We start from the raw sequence: 19,947 nt of genomic DNA, 5'->3' as shown, positions 1-19,947 counted from the left end.
ACCATTTTCTGCGCGATCCCCGAAGACGCTGACCGGGACGCGATCGCGGCCAGTATTTTCGCGATGGAGAAATCGATCCAGGAGTACGTGCCCGGCTACCGGCTGCTCAACGACCCGCAGTTCGACGACCCGTCGCTGGTGTCCGGCGGCTTGGCGAAGGTGTCGATCTTCGTCGAGGTCGAAGGCGCCGGCGATTTCCTGCCCCCGTACGCGGGCAACCTCGACATCATGACGGCCGCGGCCACCAAGGTCGGCGATGTGCTGGCCGATCAGATCATCTCGGCTCGGGTGTAAGGAGATTCGACCATGAACAACATCCTGCAGCCCTTCTCGGGCGAACTCGATGTGCGCGTCACCGATACGTCGCTGCGTGACGGCTCGCACCACAAGCGCCACCAGTTCACCGTGACCGAGGTCCGCGACATCGTCGGCGCCCTCGACGCGTCCGGCGTGCCGGTCATCGAGGTCACCCACGGTGACGGCCTGGCCGGGTCCTCGTTCAACTACGGGTTCTCCAAAACCCCTGAGCAGGAACTGATCAAGGCCGCCGCGGAGACCGCCAAGCAGGCCAAGATCGCCTTCCTCATGCTGCCGGGCGTCGGCATCAAGGAAGACATCAACATCTCCCAGGACAACGGCGCGTCCATCTGCCGGATCGCCACCCACTGCACCGAGGCCGACGTCTCCATCCAGCACTTCGGCTACGCCCGTGACCTCGGCCTGGAGACCGTCGGGTTCCTCATGATGGCCCACTCCACCACACCGGAGAACCTGGCCAAGCAGGCCCGCATCATGGCCGACGCGGGCTGCCAGTGCGTCTACGTCGTCGACTCCGCCGGTGCCCTTGTCCTCGAACAGGTCTCGGATCGCGTCTCCGCGCTGGTCGCCGAGCTCGGTGACGACGCCCAGGTCGGCTTCCACGGCCACGAGAACCTCGGCCTCGCCGTGGCGAATTCGGTCTACGCCGTGCGCGCCGGCGCCACCCAGATCGACGGCTCCGCCCGCCGCTTCGGCGCGGGCGCGGGCAATCTGCCCGTCGAAGCCTTCATCGGCGTCTGCGACAAACTCGGCATCAAGACCGGCGTCGACTTCTTCGCCGTCACCGACGCCGCCGAAGACGTCGTCCGCCCCGCCATGCCGTCGGAATGCCTCCTCGACCGCCAGGCCTTGATGATGGGCTACGCGGGCGTCTATTCCAGCTTTCTGCGCCACGCCGAACGCCAGGCCGAACGCTATGGCGTCTCCGCCGCCGAAATGCTCGTCCGAGCGGGCCAACGCAAACTCGTCGGCGGCCAGGAAGACCAGCTCATCGACATCGCCTTGGAACTCCAACGCGAAGCCACCACCGCCTGATCCACACCCAGCGAACCGGCGTGACCGACCACGGGTCGCGCCGGTTCGCTTTGCAGCAGCTGCCGATGGGTTGCGTGAGCGCCCCGTCACGAGATTCATGCCAATTCAGCATGAGCATTCCGCTATCGATATAGCATCAATGCTATGGGTTGGGGTAGCGTTGAACTGGAACCAGAGGTGCGCGAATGGCTCGAGAAGCTTGGAGGAGAGCAACGATGACGGAGCGTAGCGATTGGGCTGATCTGCGGGATCAGCGTATGCAGGAGCCCGGCGCGGCCGAGGCCTACGACGCCGCCCGGCTTGCCTTCGAGCTCGGTCGAACAATTCGGGGGATGCGCGAAGGCCGTGGCTGGAGTCAGTCCGTCCTGGCGGATGCGGCGGGCATGACTCAGTCCGCGGTCGCGCGTTTCGAAGCAGGCGGGACGGTGCCGAGTCTGCCCGTACTCGAGCGTCTGGCTCGAGCGCTCGACGCTGACCTCGTGGTTCAGGTGCGTCCACGGGTTGCCTGACCGGCGCGCGGGGCGAAAATCCCTGGACACGGGGGATATAAGTTGACCATGGATGAAATCGCTGGGGCGTCGTTCGGTGGGAGCCGGTCAGTGGCTCGGGTCGAGCGGGCGGAGGTCGATGCCATTGTCGGGGCGGTGCGGGCGGCGGAAGGGCGAGGCGCTGGCGGCTTCGTTCGGGAGTTCGGTGGTGGGGCCGCTTGTTTCGCGGAGCCGGGATCGCCGTTGAACAAGGTCGTCGGGGTGGGGTTCGGCGAAATTCCGTCCTCGGCGGAATGGGACGAGGTCGAGGCGGCCTATGCGGCGGTGGGGGCGCCGGTGCAGGTCGAATTGGCGCATATCGCGGATCCGCGGATCGGGGCGGAGCTGACAGGGCGTGGGTACCGGCTCATGTCGTTCGAGGACGTGCTCGGAATCGAACTCGCCGGGCGCGTCTGGGCGGCGCCGGCCGGCGTCGAGGTTCGCCGGGCGGACGAGGACGGTTTCGACACGTGGCTCGATGTCGTCGTCGACGGATTCGCCCATCCCGACGAGGACGGGCTCCCCGCGCACGAGGAATTCCCGCGCGAGGCCTTGGCCGCGGTCATGCGAGACATGGCTTCCCATGGCGACACCCGGATCTATATCGCCTACCGCGACGGCGTGCCCGCCGGCGCGGCGAACATGCGCGTCGCCGACGGCATCGCCTCGCTCGCGGGCGCGTCGACACTGGTCGCCCACCGCCGACACGGTGTCCAGACCGCTCTCCTGTCCGCCCGGCTGACCGAAGCCACCGCGGACGGCTGCGACCTCGCGGTCGTCACCACCCAGCCCGGCTCCAAGTCGCAGCGAAACGCCCAGGGCCGCGGCTTCTCCCTCCTCTACACCCGCGCGGTCCTCGTCAAAGAGGTGTGACCACCGGGCAGCCTCCACTCAGCTGCGAACGCCATCCCACCCCGACAAGGGCGCGGTTGTCTCACAAGGCCTTGATTACCTGGGCGATTCTGTTCGCGCGCGTGGCGGGGTCGGTGGCCTTGAGGATCGGGAGGAAGAGGCGGTATTGCTCGGAGCGGCTGAGAGCGTGGTAGGTGGTGCGGCGCGCGGGCACGGTGTCGAGGGCGGCGAGGAGGTCGGGTGGGGTTTCGGCGGTGCGCTGGCGTTCGTAGGCGGCGGCCCAGCGCCCGTCGGCTTTCGCTTCCTCGATCGCCGCGTAACCCGCGGGCCGCATCCGCCCGGCCGCAATGAGCGCCTCGGCCTTCTCGACATTGACCTGCGACCAGGGGCTGCGGGCACGGCGGGGGGAGTAGCGCTGCAGGTAGTGATGGGCGTCGAGGCCGCGGCGGTGACTGTCGATCCAGCCGTAGCAGAGGGCGCCGTCGAGGGTCTCGGTGATCGTCACCGAGGGCTCCGGGGCGCCTTTCTTGGCGATTCGTACCCAAACCTCGCCCGCGTCGGCGTGATTGCCGGCCAGCCAGGCCTCCCATTCGGCGGCGTCGGCGCAGGTGATGAAGTCGATGGTCGCGTTCATGAGAACCATCCTGCTCGCCAAAGTGCTCACCGAATGAGCAGTTTTCTCGCAACGAAGGTAGCGGCTGTCGCGGTCGACTGAAGGTCAGGCGTTGGCGAGCGCCCTCAGCAAGGTGTGCGCGCCCTGCTTGGCGTGCTCGGCTCGGTCAACGCCCTGGAGATGGAAGGCCCAATGGGCTTCGAAGAGGCAGGCGAGAGCGTAGGCGGTGGCGGCGACCTGTTCGGGCGATGCCGCCGGGTAGGCGGTGCTGAGTTGATGCTCCAGGCCGGGTAGCCAGCGTTCGTTCCACAGCTCGGTGAGTCGTTGGCGGACAACGGGTTCCCTCGCGGCGAGCGCGACCAGCTCGCACCACACCACGAGATCGTCGCGTTGCGCGTAGGCGCCCGGCTCGAACATCCGCGCCACGCGATCCTCGATCGGAGCGTCGGCGCCGAGGCGCAGCAGGGTGTCACCGTACTCGGCGACGGCGTCGGTGATGAACGCCTGCATGAGCCCGTCCCGGCTGCCGAAGTAGTGCAGCACCAAGGTTCTTTGTACGCCCGCCGCCGCGGCGACTCGCGACAGCGTCGTGTTCGCGAACCCGTCGGCCGCGACCACCGAGCGCGCGGCCCGCAGGATCTGCGCACCCCGTTCCTTGGCCTTGCTCGGTCGGCCGACTTTATTTACTGTCATGATAGTCAATATATTCGACGGGGAGGCTGACATGCGAGTTCTGGCACTGGGCGGGGCAGGGGAGATGGGACGGGTCGCGGCGCGGGTCCTGTGCGGCGACAGCAGGATCACGAGTCTCACGATCGCCGATCGCGACGAGGCGGCGGCGCGCGAGGTGGCCGGGGAACTCGGCGTCCAGGCACGAAAGCTCGACGTCACCGACGGCCCGGCGCTCGCGGCGGCACTGCGCGAGGTGGATCTCGTGGTGAACACGGTCGGCCCGTACTTCCGCTTCGGCCCGCCGATCCTGTCCGCCGCCATCGACGCGCACTGCGATTACATCGACATCTGCGACGATCCTGAGCCGACCATCGAAATGCTGGCATTGGACGCGCGGGCGAAGGCGGCGGGTGTGACCGCGTTGCTCGGGATGGGCGCGAGCCCTGGCGTCGCCAACCTGCTCGCATTGCGGGCGGGTGCCGAGCTCGACCAGGTCGACGAGCTGATCACCGGGTGGAACATCCACTCCGCTCGCACCGAACCCGTCCAGGCCGGGCCGTCGACTCCGACAGCCGGGTCGTCCGCTGCCGGTCGAACCGCCGCCGAGCCGAGTGCCGCCGTGGTCCACGGCATTCGCCAGCTCAGCGGCGACATCCCGGTCACTCGCAACGGAACTCGCGCCGAACGTCCTGCGCTGGAACGCTTCCGGCTCGACTACCCCGGACTCGGCATCGGCGTGGGCCGCAGCTTCGGTCACCCGGAGGCGATCACCTTGCCGCTGGCCTTCCCCGGCCTGCGCGAAGCGACCTCGGTGGTCGTCGCCGATCGCCTGACCGCGGCCGCCCTGCGCGCGCTGCGCTGGACCATCGATCGCCGGCTGTTGACTCTCGACCGCGCGGCCCGCCTCGCCGCCCGTATCGAGCGCCTGCTCCCCGCGGATCCGGCGACGCTCGTCGCGGCAGGCGGCCTCCCGCCCCTGTTCGCCATGGCCACCGGCCTGCGCGACGGCGCAGCCGCGACAGCGGCCACCGCGCTGTGCCAGGTCCCCGGCCTGTCGATGGCCGAGAACACCGGTGTCCCATTGGCCGTCGGCGCACTGCTCATGGCCGACGCCCCGAAGCCGGGTGTCCACGCCCCCGAGACACTCCTCGACGCGGATCGCTTCTTCACCGCCTTCGCCCCACGCTGCATCGGCGCCCCGGACCCGAACGCGATGACGATCACCACCCGCAGCTGGTCCAGCCCCGAAACGAACTCGGCGGCCCTGTCCTCCGCACTCCTCACGGCCCTGCTCGCCGCCCACTGAGCCATCCAGCGGAGCGCCTGACGACATACGAAAGCCCCGCTCGCCGGAAGACGAACGGGGCTTTCGGAACTCACAGCCAGGTGTCGAGGCTGGTCGTCGTGAGGAAGTGGTCCAGGTCCGCGCGCCAGGGCGCGGGCGTGGTCTTGTCCGGTTCGATGCCGGTGTACTGGCCGCGGTAGAACAGCAGTGGGCGGCCGTTGGTGCCTGCCGATTCCGCGAGCGACCGCACGCGGCCGATGACGATGTAGTGGTCACCGCCGTCGACCACAGAGTCGACCGTGCACTCGATGGTGGCCAGCGAATCGTCGAGCACGGGCACACCCAGCTCCGAAGTGTGCCAGGGGACGCCGGCGAACTTGTCGGCCTCGCGGGAGCCGAAGCGCGCGCAGGTCGGCTGCTGTTCCTCGGCGAGCACGTTCACGCAGAACTTGCCCGCCGCCTCGATCGCCGCCCACGAGCGCGACCCCTTGGTGGGGCAGAACAGCACGAGCGGCGGATCGAGGGAGAGCGCGGCGAAGGACTGACAGGCGAACCCGATCGGCTCCCCTTCGGGGTCGAGTGCGGTGATCACGGTGATGCCGGTGCAGAACTGCCCCAGCACATTACGGAATTGCCGGCCGTCGATCGCCGGTGTCTGTTCGGTCATGTCCGTCGCCGCCATTCCCTAGTCCTGCTTGAATCCGACGGTGAAGTCGTGACCCCACAGGCTGACCGCGGTGGATTCGCGGGCCACCCAGTCGTCATCGTCGACTTCCAGTCCCTCACAGCCAAATTCGATGTCGAAGCCGCCCGGGGTCTTCATGTAGAAGGACAGCATCTTGTCGTTGATGTGCCTGCCGAGGGTGGCCGACATCTTCACCTTCTTGCGCAGCGCGCGGTCCAGGCAGAGGCCGACATCGTCGGAGTTCTCCACCTCGACCATGAGGTGCACGATGCCGGTCGGGTTCGGCAGCGGCAGGAACGCCAGCGCGTGGTGGCGCGGGTTGCAGCCGTAGAAGCGCAGCCAGGCCGGATCGCCGTCGGCGGGACGGCCGACCATCTGCGGGGGCAGCCGCATGGAGTCGCGCAGCCGGAAGCCGAGCACGTCCTGGTAGAACGCCTGTGCCGCGGCATCGTCGGTGCAGGTCAGCACCACGTGCCCGAGGCCCTGCTCGGCGGTGACGAACTTGTGGCCGTAGGGGCTCACGAAGCGGCGGCCCAGGTACTGCGCGCCGTAGAACGCCTCGAGGGTGTTGCCCGAGGGGTCCTCGAACCGGATCATGCCCTCGACGCGGCGCTCACCCAGTTCTTCCTTGGTGCCCTCGGTGTAGTCGACCCCGGCCTTGTCCAGGGTCTCGCGCAGCTGCTGCAGGCCGCGCGCGTCGGTGACCTCCCAGCCCGAGACCAGCAGGCGGTCCTGCTCGCCGGGGACGATCACCAGACGCGCGGCGAAATCGTCCATGCGCAGGTAGAGCGCGTCGGGATTGTTCCCGGAGCCCTCCATCATGCCGAGCACCTTGAGGCCGTACTCGCGCCAGGCCGCCATGTCGGTGGCCTCGATGCGCATGTAGCCGAGGGCACGAATACTCATTGCTTCTCCTCGAGGAAATCGACCGTGAGCCGGTTGAATTCGTCGAACTTTTCCAGCTGCGCCCAGTGGCCGCAGCCGCCGAACACGTGCAGCTGCACGCGGGGGATGACCTTGGTGGCGACGAGCGCGCCGTCGAGCGGGTTGACCCGATCCTCGCGACCCCAGATGAGCAGCACCGGCTGACGCAGCTTGTACGCGTCACGCCACAGCATGCCCTTCTCGAAGTCGGCGCTCGCGAAGGACTTGCCCATCGCGCGCATGGCCGCCAGCGACTCCGGGGTGCTCGCCTGGGCGAACCGCTCGTCGATGAGACTCTCTGTGATCAGCGACTGGTCGAAGACCATGATGCGCAGGAACTTCTCCAGGTTCTCCCTGGTCGGCGCGTAGCTGAAGGCCGAGAGCAGCTTGACGCCCTCGGTCGGGTCGGGCGCGAACAGGTTGGTGCTCAGCCCGCCCGGGCCCATCAGCACGAGCTTGCCCGCGCGTTTGGGGTTGTCCAGCGCGAAGCGCACCGAGGTGCCGCCGCCGAGCGAATTGCCCAGCAGGTGCACGCGATCGGTGATCTGCAGGTGGTCCAGCAGCGCGAGCAGCGCGGTGGACGCGTGCACGAAGTACTGCGGGTGATCGACCGGCTTGTCGGACTTGCCGAAACCGGGCTGATCCAGCGCGATCACATGGAAGTTCTCGGCCAGCACCGGGATGTTGCGGGCGAAATTGGACCACGCCGAGGCGCCGGGGCCGCCGCCGTGCAGCAGCACGATCGTGGGACCGTTGCCGACACCTGCCTCGTGGTAGTGCAGTTTCAGCTCTGGGGTGACCTGCGCGAAGCGGGAGGTCGACTCATACGTGATTTCAGCGGTCTGGGTCATCGGCTACACCATGGCGTCGGTGACGGGCAGGCCGAACTCGTGCGTGCCGTACATGACGTAGGCGCGCTCGGGATCGTTGGCCGCGTGCACCCGGCCCGCGTGCGCGTCGCGCCAGAAGCGCTGCAGCGGTGTGCCGTTGGCCAGTGCGGTCGCGCCGGAGGACTCGAAGAGCTTGTCGATCGAGGCGATCACCCGGCCGGTCGCGCGGACCTGGTCGCGGCGAGCGCGCACGCGCAGATCGAACGGCACCTCCTGGCCCGCCTGCAGCAGCGCGTACTCCTCGGCGACATTGCCCGAGAGCTGACGCCACGCGGCGTCGATGTCGCTGGCCGCCTCGGCCACGCGCACCTTGGCGAACGGATCGTCCTTGGCGTTCTCGCCGGCGAAGGCCGCGCGCACGCGCTTGCCCTGGTGCTCGACGTGCGCCTCGTAGGCGCCGTAGCCCATGCCGACGATCGGCGCGGAGATGGTGGTCGGGTGGATGGTGCCCCACGGCATCTTGTAGACGGCGTCGGGGTTCTGCGCGAGGCCGGGCGCGCGGCCCTCGCTCATGGCGCGGAAGCTCAGGAAGCGGTGCGTGGGGACGAAGACGTCCTCGACCACGACGGTGTTGGAACCGGTGCCGCGCAGGCCGACGACGTTCCAGACGTCATCGATGCGGTAGTCCGAGCGCGGGATCAGGAAGGAGCCGAAGTCGACCGGCTTGCCGTTCTTGATCACCGGACCGCCGAGAACCGCCCAGGTGGCGTGGTCCGAACCCGAGGACCAGGCCCAGGAACCGCGCACGATGTAGCCGCCGTCGACGGCCTGGCCCGCGCCCATCGGGGCGTAGGAGGAGGAGATGCGCACATCGGTGTCCTCGCCCCAGACGTCTTCCTGGGCCTGCTGATCGAACAGCGCGAGGTGCCAGTTGTGCACGCCGATGATGCCGGCGACCCAACCGGTCGAGCCGCAGGCGCTGGCGATCTTGCGCACGGTGTCGTAGAAGACCACCGGGTCGGCGGCGTGGCCGCCCCACTGCTTGGGCTGGAGCAGCCGGAAGAAGCCGGTCTCCTGCAGCGCCTTCATGGATTCGTCGGGAATGCGGCGCAGGTCCTCGGCCTCCTGCGCACGTTCACGCAGTGTCGGCAGCAGTGCCTCGACCCGTTCGGTCACTTCTTGCGTCATTTCGGAGCCCGCTCCTGCCTTGTCGGATCGACAACCGGTTCTTGTTCGACTCTGAGATTAGAACAGGTTCTCATTTCTGTCGAGAACATAGCCCCACCTCGGATATAACAAGGGCGTGGAGCGAAGTTCGCTGGACAGCTGGCGTGAAGCGGCCTCGTTTTGTAACGTGTTCTAGTGAACAAGGAGGGTTCGGGATGGCAGTCAACCCCAAGGTGAGGGAACTCGATGTCGGCACAACGCCGACAAGGTTTGCGCGCGGCTGGCACTGTGTCGGCCTCGCGAAGACGTTCCGTGACGGTAAGCCGCACGCGGTCGAGATCTTCGGGACCAAGCTCGTGGTCTGGACCGACACCAACGACGAGATCCGCGTGCTCGACGCCTATTGCAGGCATATGGGCGGCGACCTGAGCATGGGCACGGTGAAGGGCGACGACATCGCCTGCCCGTTCCACGACTGGCGCTGGGGCGCCAGCGGCAAGTGCACGTCGATCCCCTACGGCCGCCGTGTGCCGCCCCTGGCCCGCACCAGGAAGTGGACGACGCTCGAGCGCAACGGCCAGCTGTTCATCTGGCACGACCACGAGGGCAACGAGCCGCCGCCGGAGGTCACGATCCCGCACATCGAGGGCGTGTACACCGATGCCGAGGGCAACCCGAGCGAGACCCACGACAGCGGCTGGACCGACTGGACGTGGAACTCGCTGCTGATCGAGGGCGCCAACTGCCGCGAGATCATCGACAACGTCGTGGACATGGCGCACTTCTTCTACATCCACTACGCCTTCCCGACGTACTTCAAGAACGTCTTCGAGGGCCACGTGGCGACCCAGTTCCTGGAGACCAAGGGTCGCCCGGACGTGGGCATGGCGGCCAAGCACGGCGGTGAGACGCTGCTGAAGTCGGAGGCTTCCTACTTCGGTCCGTCCTACATGATCAACCCGCTGATCAACATCTACAGCGGGTACGAGATGAAGGTCGTGCTGATCAACTGCCACTACCCGGTCACCCAGGACTCGTTCGTGCTGCAATGGGGCCTGACCGTCGAGAAGCCCAAGGGCATCGACGACGCGACCGCCACCAAGCTGGCGCAGACGATGACCACCTTCTTCGGTGACGGCTTCCTGCAGGATGTCGAGATCTGGAAGCACAAGTCCAAGGTCGAGAATCCGCTGCTGTGCGAGGAGGACGGCCCGGTCTACCAGCTGCGCCGCTGGTACGACCAGTTCTACGTGGACGTCGCCGATGTCACCGACAAGATGACGCAGCGCTTCGAGTTCGAGGTCGACACGACCAAGGCGAACGAGGCGTGGGAGGCCGAGGTGGCGGAGAACCTGCGCCGCCGGGCCGAGTCCGAGGAAGCGGGCGTGTAGCCATGTCACCGACCTGGGCCAAGGCACCCGACTTCGCCGATCAGCCCGCGCGGCAGGCCGCGGTGCGGGCCCAGACCACGGTCGACAAGCAGCGCTATCTGGACGAGGGCCTGACACCGCTGCGGTGTCAGGCCTGCTCGTCGGAGGTGCTGGTGCGCAAGTCCAGCGCGCATCAGACCTCGGTGCAGTGGACCGAACCGCCTGAGACGCACTGCCCGGTCTTCGCCGCGCTCAACGCGAAGGGCCCACGGCCGGGGCGGCCGGATTCGTGTCCCTCGCTGGAGAAGTCGATCAAGTGGGCGGTCGACGAGGGCGTGATCGAGGTGCTCGAGTAGTCAGCTGAACGGAGAGTCGGGGCGGTCCTGGCGGACGCCGTCGAGATAGATGTCGACCTTCTCGTTGTAGAAGCAGGCCAGGCCCGCGATCTTCTGGCTCTCCGGCAGCGGCGTGCGGTAGATCCAGACGATGTCGCGATACTCCTTGTCGTCGATCCGCACGTTCCAATAGTCGGCGGTGCCCTTGTACGGGCAGCTGGTGTGCGTGTCGGACGGGGTGAGCAGATCCATCCGCACATCGGGAAGCGGCAGGTAATACCGTGCGGGCAAACCGGTTTCGAACAGGATGCGCGGCGAGGACGAGTCGGCGACCGTGACGCCGTCGATCTCCACGCGCACATTTCGTGAGCTGCCGAGGATGTCGACCCGCGAATACGGATCGCGCGGGTGGACGAAGATCGGCTCGTCCTCCTCGAACCAGTCGAAGGTGTCGAACTCCAGGCGCACAGCGTCTTTCAGGTCAGGATATGGCGAATCGAGATACCGTATAGCCGAACCGTCGGCACGTAAACCGTCGATGACCACGTCGTACCCCGTCGCGGTACCTCGACCGTTGTGGTGCTCACCAACCCCATTCGGTTCCAGATCGGCACTGATATCGACCAAGGGTAGGTAATACGTCGGGTAGTAGGGAGCCTCCCAAACCAGCAACGGCCGCAGTGTATCGGCCACCAACCGCCCCCGCAGATACACCCGCACCCGCTTGGGACTCCCTGCGATCCGCGGCCGCCACCGCCCGGCATCAGTCACCTTACCGACGGTACGCGGCGCTTGGGTGCTCGCGACGGCGCTGGACTTCCGAACACGTTCCGAATAAAATGAGTCCATGAGCATCGCAGCAGATCTTCCCGCGGCGACGCGGCGCTCCTCGGACTTGAGCAAGCATCCCGCCGAGGTCTTCGCCGAGGCCGAGAACCATCCTGTGACGGTTACCCGGCGCGACGGTGAAGCACTGGTTCTGATGTCACAGCGCGAGGCGCAGGGTCGTGCCCGCCTGCTGAACTTCGCCGCACAGCTCATTACGGTCACCCTCGACGACAGTGGCTCGCTGGCCGAGCGCATGTCCAAGGCTTTCCCTTGGATGCTTGCCCTGTCACCGGCGGACCGGGAAGCTTGCGCGCAGGATCTGGTGGACGCGGCGCGTGCCTCGTTCGCCACCGACCAACCGCATCTGGCGATCGCCGAGCTGACGTCTTGGAAGGAGACAGCCACGGCTATCGCCGCCGGGCTCGGAAGCGTCGACCTGGACTGGCTCGACGCGCCCGAGACCGTGGAGCGTCCGTAGCGTGGCGGCCGCAAAGAAGGGCGAACTGGTCTCCCGCCCCGCGAAGAGGACCGAGTACGAGATCCGCTTCGCCACGACCGATGCCCGTAAGGGTTGGCAGGACCTTGCTGCCACTATCCGCAACCCCCTGTCGGACACGTGGGACTTTCTCACGCGCACCCCTCTGGTCACGACTCCGACGAACTATCGTCTGAAGGGCGATCTCGGTCTCATTGAGCGTGGCGGTGCCACGCACGAGCGCTGGCAGCACAAACCAACCGCAAGAGGCACCGCACGTATCTGGTTCTACGTCGTCGAGCGCACCGTGTTCCTGGAACAGGTACACACAAGCCATCCGAACGAGACAAAGTAGCTGCTCGGTCTTGCTGGCGGGGATGAACGCCACTGACGTCGCTCGGGCCGAAACGCGGACGCACCCGCTGGTCGTGGCAGTGGGTGCGTCCGGGAGCGGGCGGGAACGGGTCAGTCGCCGACGGTGATCGCCTGGGCTTCCTCGACGCTGTGCGGCGCCGGGTCGTGGTCGTCGATGTGGGCCAGCGCGCCGCGTCCGAGGAGCAGCACCGCGACGCCGGCGGCGGTGCAGGCCGCGCCGAGCCAGAACGGGAGCGAGATGCTGTGCTCGCCGAGCTTGCCCGCCACCCACGGCGCCGCGGCGCCGCCGGCGAACCGGACGAAGCTGTAGGCCGCCGAGGCGGTGGAGCGCTCGACCGGCGCCGAGATCATCACGGCCTCGGTGATCAGGGTGTTGTTCACGCCGAGGAACAGGCCGGCGATCACGACGCCGACGATCAGCACGATCTTGTGCTCGGCGAACAGGCCCATCACGGCCAGGTCGGCGGCGAACAGCGCCAGCGAGACCGCCATCATCGGCAGGGTGCCGAAGCGCGCCTGCAACTTCGGCGCGAAGAACACCGAGGCCACCGCGAGCAGGATGCCCCAGCCGCAGAAGATGAAGCCGATCGCGTAGGTGCCCATGTCCAGCGGGAACGGGGTGTAGGCGAGCAGGGTGAAGAAGCCGAAGTTGTAGAGCAGCGCGGTGATGCTGACGGTGAGCAGACCCTTGTGGCGCAGCGCCTTGAACGGCGCCGTGATCGAGGTCGGCTTGGCCGGTTTCGGCATCTCGGGCAGCAGCACCACGATCGCGACGAGGGCGATGGCCATCAGCACCGAGACGCCGAAGAACGGTCCGCGCCAGCTGATTCCGCCGAGCAGGCCGCCCAGCAGTGGTCCGGTCGCGATGCCGATGCCGAGCGCGGCCTCGTAGAGGATGATCGCCTTGGCCACGCCGCCGCTGGCCGCGCCGACGATGGTGGCCAGCGCCGTCGCGATGAACAGCGCGTTGCCCAGACCCCAGCCCGCGCGGAAGCCGATGATCTCACCGATCGTGCTCGAACTGCCCGCCAGCGCGGCGAACACGATGATGATCGCCAGACCGGACACCAGCGTCTTCTTCGCGCCGAAGCGGCTGGAGATCACGCCGGTCACCAGCATCGCGACGCCGGTGACGGCCATGTAGCTGGTGAACAGCAGCGAGACCTGCGAGGGGCTCGCGTGCAGCTGTTCGCCGATCGGCTTGAGGATGGGGTCGACGAGACCGATGCCCATGAACGCGATGACGCTCGCGAAGGCGACGGCCCAGACGGCCTTGGGTTGTCCGGTCGGGGTGGCCGCGGCGGCGGTGTCGTCGTCGGCGCGAGTCAACTCGGTGATGCTCACTGGCGCTCCTGGTTGTTCACTGATGACCGCGGGCAACCGCACGCAGGGCTGTCAGCAGGTCGTTCATGTCGGTGTCGAGGCGGATCAGCCGATCGAGGTCGAACTCGGCGAGTCCGGGGGCCATGGCGGCCGCGATGGAGCGCCTGGCCTGGGTGAGGCGGGTTCGGCCCGCCGGGGTCAGTTCGACGAGAACCGCCCTGGAGTCCTGCGGGTCCTTCGAACGGGAAGCGAGTCCGTCGGCGACGAGTCGGCCGATCAGCGCCGTTGCCGCCGGTTGGGAACATCGATCGATCCGGGCGAACTCGCTGACCCGCATGCCGCCGTGCTCGTCGAGCACGGCGAGGGCGCGCAGGACCGCGCGGGGCAGGTCGTCATCACTGATCGCCCCGGCGAGCCGGGTGAGCCGACCGGCAGTCACCAGGAGATCGACCACGATGTCGTCCGGGGAGGGCTGCTCTGTCTGCTGCACGCTCCATATTATTACATAAGCTAACTATCTAAATCTAAAGCTGTGCGGTGAAACGGCGCACACACGCCGAAGCCCCGGCCGCCGAAGTGGCGACCGGGGCTCCGAAAGTGGTTCTCGACCTGCTGCTATGCGGCCATCGGGCGGCGGCCGGTACCGAAGAGCTCGGCGGTGGCGTGGGCGCGCTTGAAGTACAGGTGCGCGTCGTGTTCCCAGGTGATGGCGATGCCGCCGTGCAGCTGGATGGTCTCCGCGGCGACGTGCGAGAAGGTCTCCGTGCAGTGCCTGCGGGCCACGTAGACATCCTCGGCCACCGTCGCGCTGTCCTCGGCGAGGGCCTGTGCCGCAGCCAGCGCCGTCGACTCCGCCGACTCCACCAGCACGTACATGTCGGCCATCCGGTGCTTGAGCGCCTGGAAGCTGCCGATCGGCCTGCCGAACTGCACGCGCGAGGCGGTGTACTCGACCGTCATGTCCAGGCAGCGCCTGGCCGCGCCGACCTGCTCCGCGGCGACCGCAGCCCACGCGATCTCACGCAGCCGGTCGCGCAGCGCGGCCGGGTCGCCCGTGCCGATCGGGGTCGCCGGGGTGCCGGTGAAGCTGATCGAGGCCAGCTTGCGGGTGGGATCGAGTGCGGGCGTTGGTGTCACAGTGACGCCCGCCGCCTCAGGTGTGGTCTCGAACAGGCCCTCGTCGGTGAGCACGAGCAGCAATTCCGCCTGCGCCCCGTGGAGCACGTAATGCGCTGTGCCGTCGAGCTTTCCGTCGGCGGAACGGACACCGGGGGAGTCCCAGCCCGCTGCGTCGGCCCAGCACAGTGCCGCCGTGCGCGACCCCTCGGCCAGGTCCGGCAGCAGGCGTTCGCAGGCCTGCTCGTCACCGGCGAGCAGAATCGCCTGCACGCCGAGCACCGCCGACCCGAGCATCGGCACCCCGGCCAGCGTGGCGCCGAGTTCGCCCACCACCATCAGTGATTCGACCAGTCCGGCGCCGGCGCCGCCCCACTCCTCGGGGATCGCCAGCGCCGCGACGCCGACCTGCTCGCACAGCATGGTCCACAGTTTCGGGTCGTACCCGAGCTCGGAGTCCATGGCGGTGCGCAGGGCGGCGGGCGTGGCGTGCTTGCTCAGCAGCGCGCGCACACTGGTCCGGAATTCGAGCAGTTCGTTCGATGTCATGAGACTCCTCCCTCAGACCGCGGCGGGCTCGCGCAGCGCGGCCGCGATGCGTCCACGGTGGAAATCGGCGGTGCCCCAGGCGGTGCGCAGCGCGGTGACCCTGGTGAGCCACAGCGACAGGTCGCATTCGGCGGTGTAGCCGATGGCGCCGTGCACCTGGAGGCCGACGCGCGCGGCACGGTGGGCGGCGTCGCCGCAGGCCACGAGCGCGGCCGACACGTCGCGGGCGCGGTCGGCCGAATCCAGGGTGAGCGCCGCGCGGTAGACGAGGGGCTCGGCCAGATCCAGCGCGATCAGCACATCGGCGAGCTGCTGCTTCACGGCCTGGAACTCGCCGATCACCCGGCCGAACTGCTTGCGCTGCTTGGCGTAGGTGGTGGTCTGCTCGAGGATCGAGCGGCCCGCGCCGAGCAGCTGAGCGGCGCAGGCGAGCACGCCGATGTCGAAGGCGTAATCGAGCGCGGCCGCGACCTCGTCGCCGTCGGCGAGGGTGGTGCCGGTGGCGACGCGGAAAAGCTTGCGCGCCGGGTCGATCGAGCTGAGCTGCGCCGCACTGTCCGCGACATCGGCCTGGTGGAGCGCGTCCGTAGCGCTGACCTCGCCGAGCGCCAGGCGACCGCCCGCCCCGACCAGCACCACATCGGCCGCCTCGGCGTCGAGGGCGATGCCGCGCTGCGGATCGTCGAAGGTGATGGTGCCCAGCGATTCGCCGCTGGCCAGGGCGGGCAGCCACTGCTGCGCTGTGCTCGCGTCGGGAAGACGCTGCAGCAGAGCGGGAATCACGGCGGCGGACTCGATCACCGGGCCCGGCAGCGCGGCGCGGCCCGTCTCGATCAGGGCGACGACCAGGTCGACCGGGGTGGCGTCGGCGCCGTCGTACTTCTCGTCGACGATGAGGCCGAACACGCCCATCTCGGCGAGCTGGCGCAGCAGGGCGCGGCCCTTGTCGGTGTCACCGGTGGACCAGGCGCGCACGGCGGCGGGCACCTGCCCGGCCTCGAGGATCTTGCGCAGCTCGGCCGCGAAGTCGAGCTGTTCGGTGCTGAGCGCGAATCTCATCGCGAGCCTCCTGTGATCGGGCGGGAGCTCATCGCTTGCTCTCCCGCGGCAGGCCGAGGATGCGCTCGGCGATGATGTTGCGCTGGATCTCGTTGGTACCGGCGTAGATCGGGCCGGACAGCGAGAACAGGTAGCCGTCGGTCCACTTGCTCGTGAGCTCGGCGGCGGAGCCGAGCAGATCGAGCGCGGTCTCGTGCATGGCGATGTCGAGCTCGGACCAGAACACCTTGGTGATCGAGGACTCCGCGCCGAGCTGTCCGCCGTCGGTGAGCCGGGTGACGGTGCCGAAGGTGTGCAGCCGGTAGGCCTCCGAGCCGATCCACGCGGCCACCACGGCGTCGCGCGCGGCGGTGTCGGTGGGCTCGACGGTCTCCGACCACAGGTCGATCAGGCGCCGCGCGGTCGCGCTGAAGCGGCCGGGGCTGCGCAGCGAGAGGCCGCGCTCGTTGCTCGAGGTGGCCATGGCCACGCGCCAGCCCTCGTTCACCCCGCCGATCACGTCCTGATCGGGGACGAACACGTCGTCGAGGAAGATCTCGGCGAAGCCGGGCTCCCCGTCGAGCTGCGGGATCGGCCGCACGCTCACGCCCTCGGCGGTGAGCGGGAACATCACGTAGGTCAGGCCGTGATGCCGCTGCGCCTCCGGGTCGCTGCGGAACAGGCCGAAGCCCCAATCCGCGAACGCCGCACGCGAACTCCAGGTCTTCTGGCCGTTGAGCAGCCAGCCGCCCTCGGTGCGCCGGGCGGTCGAGCGCAGGCTGGCCAGGTCACTGCCCGATTCGGGCTCCGACCACGCCTGGGCCCAGATGTCGTCGGCGCGGGCCATCCGCGGCAGGAACCGCGCGAGCTGTTCGGGGGTGCCGTGCTCGAACAGGGTCGGGGCCAGCAGGAAGATGCCGTTCTGGCTCACCCGGCCGGGCGCGCCCGCCGCGTAGTACTCCTGCTCGAACAGCACCCATTCGAGGATGGAAGCGTCCCGGCCGCCGTACTCGGCGGGCCAGGACACCGCCGAGAGTCGGGCGTCGGCCAGCTTGGCCTCCCACACGCGGTGCGCTTCGAAACCGGCCTTGGTGTCCATCGACGGCAGCGGTTCGCGCGGGACATTGGTGGCGAGGAAGTCGCGCACCTCCAGCTGGAACTCCCGGACCGCCGGGTCGATATCGAGATCCACTTACTTCGTCCCGTTCTGTTCGGTCGCGGCGCTCTTCATCGAGCGGGCGTTCATCCCGCCGAGCGAGTCGGCGCCGACTTCGGCGTTGTGGGCGTGCGCGAAATGGTGCAGCCCGAAGACCGAGTCCATTCCGCTGCGCAGACCCATCAGGTCTTCGGCCTGGTTGACGGCCTTCTTGGTGAGCGCGAGGCCGAATTGCGGCATGGCCGAGATCTTCTCGGCCAGCGCCATCGTCTCGGTCTCCAGTTCCGCACGCGGCACGACCCGGTTGACCATGCCCCACTCCTTGGCCTGGGCGGCGTCGAACCGGTCACCGGTGAAGAGGAACTCCTTGGCCGCGCGCGGCCCCATCACCCACGGGTGGGCGAAGTACTCCACGCCCGGGATGCCCATCCGGACAACGGGATCGGAGAAGAACGCGTCGTCGGAGCAGACGATCAGATCGCACACCCAGGCCAGCATCAGCCCGCCCGCGATGCAGGCGCCCTGCACCATCGCCACCATCGGCTTGGGGATCTCGCGCCAGCGACGGCACATGCCCAGGTACACCTCGGACTCGCGCGCGAAGCGCTGATCGCCGCCGGGGCGGTCGAGGTGGTCCCACCACAGGACGGCCTTGTTGTCGTAGTGCACGTCGTGGTCGCGCCCCGGCGTGCCGATGTCGTGCCCCGCGCTGAAGTGTTTCCCGTTGCCCGCCAGCACGATCACCTTGACCTCGGGGTCCTCGACGGCGCGCTGGAAGGCGGCGTCGAGGGCGTAGGTCATCTTGGAGTTCTGCGCGTTGCGGAACTCGGGCCGGTTCATGGTGACGACGGCGACCGCGCCGCGCACCTCGTAGGTGACGACCTCGGTCTCGGTTTCCGGACTCACGACTTCTCCTCACGTAGCTCGCGCTTGAGCACCTTGCCTGCCGCGCTGTAGGGCAGTTGGTCGCGGAACTCCACGAGCCGGGGCACCTTGAAATTGGCCAGCTTGCTCGCCGCGAAGGCGAGCACCTCCTCGGCGGTCAGCGTCGAGCCGGCCTTGCGGACGACGACGGCCTTGCCGACCTCGCCCATCCGCTCGTCGGGCACGCCGATGACGGCCGACTCGGCGACGCCGTCGAGCCGGGCCAGGGTCTGTTCGATCTCGGCGGGGTACACGTTGAATCCGCCGGTGATGTACATGTCCTTGAGCCGGTCGGTGATCTTGAGATAGCCGCGCTCGTCGACGATGCCGATGTCGCCGGTGTGCAGCCAGCCGTCGGCGTCGATGGCCTCGGCGGTGGCCTCGGGATCGTCGAGGTAGCCGAGCATCACGTTCGGGCCGCGCAGCAGCACCTCGCCCGCCTCGGACAGGCGCAGTTCGAAGCCGGCGATGGGGCCGCCGCAGGTGTTGGCGATGGTGGCCGCGTCGTCCTCGGGCCTGCACATGGTGCCGAAACCGGCCGACTCGGACAGGCCGTAGGCGGTGATGACCACCTCGAACTCGAGGTCGTCGCGCATCCGCTCGATCAGTACCACCGGCACGGTCGCGGCGCCGGTCACCGCGACGCGCAGCGAGCTCAGGTCGTGGTCGCCGCGCTGGGGGTGCTCGAGGATGGTCTGGTAGATCGTCGGCGGACCGGTGAGCACGGTGATCCGCTCGGACTCGATCATCGCCAGGGTGGCGGGCACGTCGAAGGTGGCCTGCGGCACGATCGTCGCGCCGGTGACCAGGCACGCGAGAATGCCCGCCTTGTAACCGAAGTTGTGGAAGAACGGCGGGATCATCAGGTACTTGTCGCCCGCGCGCAGCGTCGAGCACTCGACCCAGCCGCGCACCACACCGAGCGCCTGCCGGTGCGCGACGAGCGTGCCCTTGCTGCGGCCGGTGGTGCCGGAGGTGAACAGGATGTCGGAGATGTCGTCGGGGGAGACGGCGGCGGCGCGCGCCTCGCCGGTCTCTGCCGACACCGTCTCGGCGAGTTCGAGCAGCGCCGACCAGGTGAGCGTCGAGGCGTGCGCGGCGTCGTCCTCGACCGGGATCACCACGACCGTGTCGATGGCCAGGTCCGGCGCCTCGGCGAGCAGTTCGGCGGCCCGGTCCCTGCCGAGGAACGAGCCCGCGACGAACAGTGCCTTCGCGTCGACCCGGCGCAGCACGTCGGCCGCCTCGGCCGCCATGTAGCGGGTGTTGAGCGGCACGAGCGCGGCGCCGACGGAATGCGCGGCCAGGGCGGCGACGACCCAGTGATGGGTGTTGGGCGCCCACATGGCGACCCGGTCGCCGGAATCGACGCCACGGGCGATCAGCGCGCGCGCCGCGATCCGGACCTGGTCGAGCAGTTGGCCCCAGGTCAGGCGGGTCGCGCCGTCGATCAGGGCCGGTTCGTCCTGGTACGCCGCGGCGACGTCACGCAGTGCCTGCGGGGTGGTCTGTGCAGGGGGTGTCACGGGGTCCTCACCAATCGGCTAACA

At 68.4% G+C, this 19,947-nt stretch carries 22 protein-coding genes and 1 pseudogene; 9 read left to right on the top strand and 14 right to left on the bottom strand.

The features are described 5' to 3' along the window. From DFR69_RS11905 to DFR69_RS11890, 4 genes and pseudogenes are all read left to right on the top strand, one after another. Nucleotides 1-294: pseudogene (locus tag DFR69_RS11905) on the top strand (acetaldehyde dehydrogenase (acetylating)); the annotation flags it as partial. 12 nt (nucleotides 295-306) lie between these two features. Next, nucleotides 307-1,353, top strand: coding sequence for a 4-hydroxy-2-oxovalerate aldolase (dmpG, locus tag DFR69_RS11900; RefSeq protein ID WP_110037499.1), 1,047 nt, complete (start codon nucleotides 307-309; stop codon nucleotides 1,351-1,353). A gap of 215 nt (nucleotides 1,354-1,568) precedes the next feature. Further along, the gene (locus DFR69_RS11895; RefSeq protein ID WP_110037498.1) at nucleotides 1,569-1,862 is read left to right on the top strand and encodes a helix-turn-helix domain-containing protein; all 294 of its coding nucleotides are present in this window, start codon (nucleotides 1,569-1,571) and stop codon (nucleotides 1,860-1,862) included. A gap of 222 nt (nucleotides 1,863-2,084) precedes the next feature. Then, a complete protein-coding gene (locus DFR69_RS11890) occupies nucleotides 2,085-2,753 on the top strand; it encodes a GNAT family N-acetyltransferase (protein WP_308633201.1) in 669 nt (222 codons plus the stop codon). A gap of 61 nt (nucleotides 2,754-2,814) precedes the next feature. Here the strand turns inward: DFR69_RS11890 and DFR69_RS11885 are convergent, their stop codons facing one another. Both DFR69_RS11885 and DFR69_RS11880 read right to left on the bottom strand, forming a co-directional pair. Beyond that, nucleotides 2,815-3,366: a YdeI/OmpD-associated family protein gene (locus DFR69_RS11885; protein WP_186817425.1), complete on the bottom strand. Its 552-nt coding sequence runs from the start codon at nucleotides 3,364-3,366 to the stop codon at nucleotides 2,815-2,817. Nucleotides 3,367-3,450: 84 nt separating this feature from the next. Further along, the gene (locus DFR69_RS11880) at nucleotides 3,451-4,038 is read right to left on the bottom strand and encodes a TetR/AcrR family transcriptional regulator (protein ID WP_110037495.1); all 588 of its coding nucleotides are present in this window, start codon (nucleotides 4,036-4,038) and stop codon (nucleotides 3,451-3,453) included. A 31-nt stretch (nucleotides 4,039-4,069) separates the two neighbouring features. Here DFR69_RS11880 and DFR69_RS11875 point away from each other — a divergent pair, with 31 nt between their 5' ends. Continuing rightward, nucleotides 4,070-5,323: a saccharopine dehydrogenase family protein gene (locus DFR69_RS11875; RefSeq protein ID WP_110037494.1), complete on the top strand. Its 1,254-nt coding sequence runs from the start codon at nucleotides 4,070-4,072 to the stop codon at nucleotides 5,321-5,323. Nucleotides 5,324-5,393: 70 nt separating this feature from the next. Here DFR69_RS11875 and hsaB read toward each other — a convergent pair whose 3' ends face one another. The 4 genes from hsaB to hsaA are packed head-to-tail and all read right to left on the bottom strand — an operon-like array spanning nucleotide 5,394 to nucleotide 8,929. Further along, entirely contained in the window at nucleotides 5,394-5,969 is a 576-nt protein-coding gene (gene hsaB, locus DFR69_RS11870) for a 3-hydroxy-9,10-secoandrosta-1,3,5(10)-triene-9,17-dione monooxygenase reductase subunit (protein WP_110037597.1), read from the bottom strand. Nucleotides 5,970-5,987: 18 nt separating this feature from the next. Continuing rightward, a complete protein-coding gene (gene hsaC, locus DFR69_RS11865) occupies nucleotides 5,988-6,893 on the bottom strand; it encodes an iron-dependent extradiol dioxygenase HsaC (protein WP_110037493.1) in 906 nt (301 codons plus the stop codon). Then, the gene (gene hsaD / locus DFR69_RS11860; protein ID WP_110037492.1) at nucleotides 6,890-7,762 is read right to left on the bottom strand and encodes a 4,5:9,10-diseco-3-hydroxy-5,9,17-trioxoandrosta-1(10),2-diene-4-oate hydrolase; all 873 of its coding nucleotides are present in this window, start codon (nucleotides 7,760-7,762) and stop codon (nucleotides 6,890-6,892) included. The genes hsaC and hsaD overlap by 4 nt, the downstream gene beginning before the upstream one ends. A 3-nt stretch (nucleotides 7,763-7,765) precedes the next feature. Beyond that, a complete protein-coding gene (hsaA, locus tag DFR69_RS11855; protein ID WP_110037491.1) occupies nucleotides 7,766-8,929 on the bottom strand; it encodes a 3-hydroxy-9,10-secoandrosta-1,3,5(10)-triene-9,17-dione monooxygenase oxygenase subunit in 1,164 nt (387 codons plus the stop codon). 194 nt (nucleotides 8,930-9,123) lie between these two features. On the opposite strand from hsaA, the gene DFR69_RS11850 reads away from it, so the two are divergent. Continuing rightward, nucleotides 9,124-10,299: a 3-ketosteroid-9-alpha-monooxygenase, oxygenase component gene (locus DFR69_RS11850; protein ID WP_110037490.1), complete on the top strand. Its 1,176-nt coding sequence runs from the start codon at nucleotides 9,124-9,126 to the stop codon at nucleotides 10,297-10,299. A gap of 2 nt (nucleotides 10,300-10,301) precedes the next feature. Further along, a complete protein-coding gene (locus DFR69_RS11845) occupies nucleotides 10,302-10,634 on the top strand; it encodes a hypothetical protein (protein ID WP_110037489.1) in 333 nt (110 codons plus the stop codon). Here DFR69_RS11845 and DFR69_RS11840 read toward each other — a convergent pair whose 3' ends face one another. Then, the gene (locus DFR69_RS11840) at nucleotides 10,635-11,384 is read right to left on the bottom strand and encodes a DUF427 domain-containing protein (RefSeq protein ID WP_110037488.1); all 750 of its coding nucleotides are present in this window, start codon (nucleotides 11,382-11,384) and stop codon (nucleotides 10,635-10,637) included. Between the two features lie 76 nt (nucleotides 11,385-11,460). Between DFR69_RS11840 and DFR69_RS11835 the strand changes: the two genes are divergently transcribed. Both DFR69_RS11835 and DFR69_RS11830 read left to right on the top strand, forming a co-directional pair. Continuing rightward, a complete protein-coding gene (locus DFR69_RS11835; RefSeq protein ID WP_110037487.1) occupies nucleotides 11,461-11,919 on the top strand; it encodes a prevent-host-death protein in 459 nt (152 codons plus the stop codon). Between the two features lies 1 nt (nucleotide 11,920). Beyond that, nucleotides 11,921-12,271: a hypothetical protein gene (locus DFR69_RS11830; protein ID WP_110037486.1), complete on the top strand. Its 351-nt coding sequence runs from the start codon at nucleotides 11,921-11,923 to the stop codon at nucleotides 12,269-12,271. Nucleotides 12,272-12,381: 110 nt separating this feature from the next. Here DFR69_RS11830 and DFR69_RS11825 read toward each other — a convergent pair whose 3' ends face one another. The 7 genes from DFR69_RS11825 to DFR69_RS11795 form a co-directional block, all read right to left on the bottom strand. Next, nucleotides 12,382-13,629 carry an MFS transporter gene (locus DFR69_RS11825; protein ID WP_186817428.1) on the bottom strand — a complete coding sequence of 416 codons (1,248 nt, stop codon included), beginning with the start codon at nucleotides 13,627-13,629 and terminating at the stop codon, nucleotides 12,382-12,384. A gap of 22 nt (nucleotides 13,630-13,651) precedes the next feature. Further along, nucleotides 13,652-14,104 (bottom strand): MarR family winged helix-turn-helix transcriptional regulator, encoded by a 453-nt coding sequence (locus DFR69_RS11820; RefSeq protein WP_110037485.1) that lies wholly within the window; start codon nucleotides 14,102-14,104, stop codon nucleotides 13,652-13,654. A 125-nt stretch (nucleotides 14,105-14,229) separates the two neighbouring features. Further along, nucleotides 14,230-15,279, bottom strand: a complete 1,050-nt coding sequence (locus tag DFR69_RS11815) for an acyl-CoA dehydrogenase family protein (RefSeq protein WP_110037484.1) — start codon at nucleotides 15,277-15,279, stop codon at nucleotides 14,230-14,232. Between the two features lie 12 nt (nucleotides 15,280-15,291). Further along, nucleotides 15,292-16,338: an acyl-CoA dehydrogenase family protein gene (locus DFR69_RS11810; protein ID WP_110037483.1), complete on the bottom strand. Its 1,047-nt coding sequence runs from the start codon at nucleotides 16,336-16,338 to the stop codon at nucleotides 15,292-15,294. Between the two features lie 28 nt (nucleotides 16,339-16,366). Next, complete coding sequence (locus DFR69_RS11805; RefSeq protein WP_110037482.1) at nucleotides 16,367-17,509, bottom strand: acyl-CoA dehydrogenase family protein; 1,143 nt, start codon at nucleotides 17,507-17,509, stop codon at nucleotides 16,367-16,369. Further along, nucleotides 17,510-18,379, bottom strand: a complete 870-nt coding sequence (locus DFR69_RS11800) for an enoyl-CoA hydratase (RefSeq protein WP_110037481.1) — start codon at nucleotides 18,377-18,379, stop codon at nucleotides 17,510-17,512. It abuts the gene before it with no gap. Further along, nucleotides 18,376-19,923, bottom strand: a complete 1,548-nt coding sequence (locus tag DFR69_RS11795) for a FadD3 family acyl-CoA ligase (RefSeq protein WP_110037480.1) — start codon at nucleotides 19,921-19,923, stop codon at nucleotides 18,376-18,378. The genes DFR69_RS11800 and DFR69_RS11795 overlap by 4 nt, the downstream gene beginning before the upstream one ends. Between the last annotated feature and the right edge of the window lie 24 nt (nucleotides 19,924-19,947).

The organism is Nocardia neocaledoniensis (assembly GCF_003182135.1).
In the GTDB taxonomy this organism is placed as follows: Bacteria; Actinomycetota; Actinomycetes; order Mycobacteriales; family Mycobacteriaceae; genus Nocardia; species Nocardia neocaledoniensis.
This window is presented reverse-complemented; position numbering and strand designations above follow the sequence as displayed.

Coding starts and splice junctions, on each gene's coding strand:
- dmpG (WP_110037499.1), top strand. CDS start 307: ATGAACAACATCCTGCAGCCCTTCTCGGGCGAACTCGATGTGCGCGTC.
- DFR69_RS11895 (WP_110037498.1), top strand. CDS start 1,569: ATGACGGAGCGTAGCGATTGGGCTGATCTGCGGGATCAGCGTATGCAG.
- DFR69_RS11885 (WP_186817425.1), bottom strand. CDS start 3,366: ATGAACGCGACCATCGACTTCATCACCTGCGCCGACGCCGCCGAATGG.
- DFR69_RS11880 (WP_110037495.1), bottom strand. CDS start 4,038: ATGACAGTAAATAAAGTCGGCCGACCGAGCAAGGCCAAGGAACGGGGT.
- DFR69_RS11875 (WP_110037494.1), top strand. CDS start 4,070: ATGCGAGTTCTGGCACTGGGCGGGGCAGGGGAGATGGGACGGGTCGCG.
- hsaB (WP_110037597.1), bottom strand. CDS start 5,969: ATGACCGAACAGACACCGGCGATCGACGGCCGGCAATTCCGTAATGTG.
- hsaC (WP_110037493.1), bottom strand. CDS start 6,893: ATGAGTATTCGTGCCCTCGGCTACATGCGCATCGAGGCCACCGACATG.
- hsaD (WP_110037492.1), bottom strand. CDS start 7,762: ATGACCCAGACCGCTGAAATCACGTATGAGTCGACCTCCCGCTTCGCG.
- hsaA (WP_110037491.1), bottom strand. CDS start 8,929: ATGACGCAAGAAGTGACCGAACGGGTCGAGGCACTGCTGCCGACACTG.
- DFR69_RS11850 (WP_110037490.1), top strand. CDS start 9,124: ATGGCAGTCAACCCCAAGGTGAGGGAACTCGATGTCGGCACAACGCCG.
- DFR69_RS11845 (WP_110037489.1), top strand. CDS start 10,302: ATGTCACCGACCTGGGCCAAGGCACCCGACTTCGCCGATCAGCCCGCG.
- DFR69_RS11835 (WP_110037487.1), top strand. CDS start 11,461: ATGAGCATCGCAGCAGATCTTCCCGCGGCGACGCGGCGCTCCTCGGAC.
- DFR69_RS11815 (WP_110037484.1), bottom strand. CDS start 15,279: ATGACATCGAACGAACTGCTCGAATTCCGGACCAGTGTGCGCGCGCTG.
- DFR69_RS11810 (WP_110037483.1), bottom strand. CDS start 16,338: ATGAGATTCGCGCTCAGCACCGAACAGCTCGACTTCGCGGCCGAGCTG.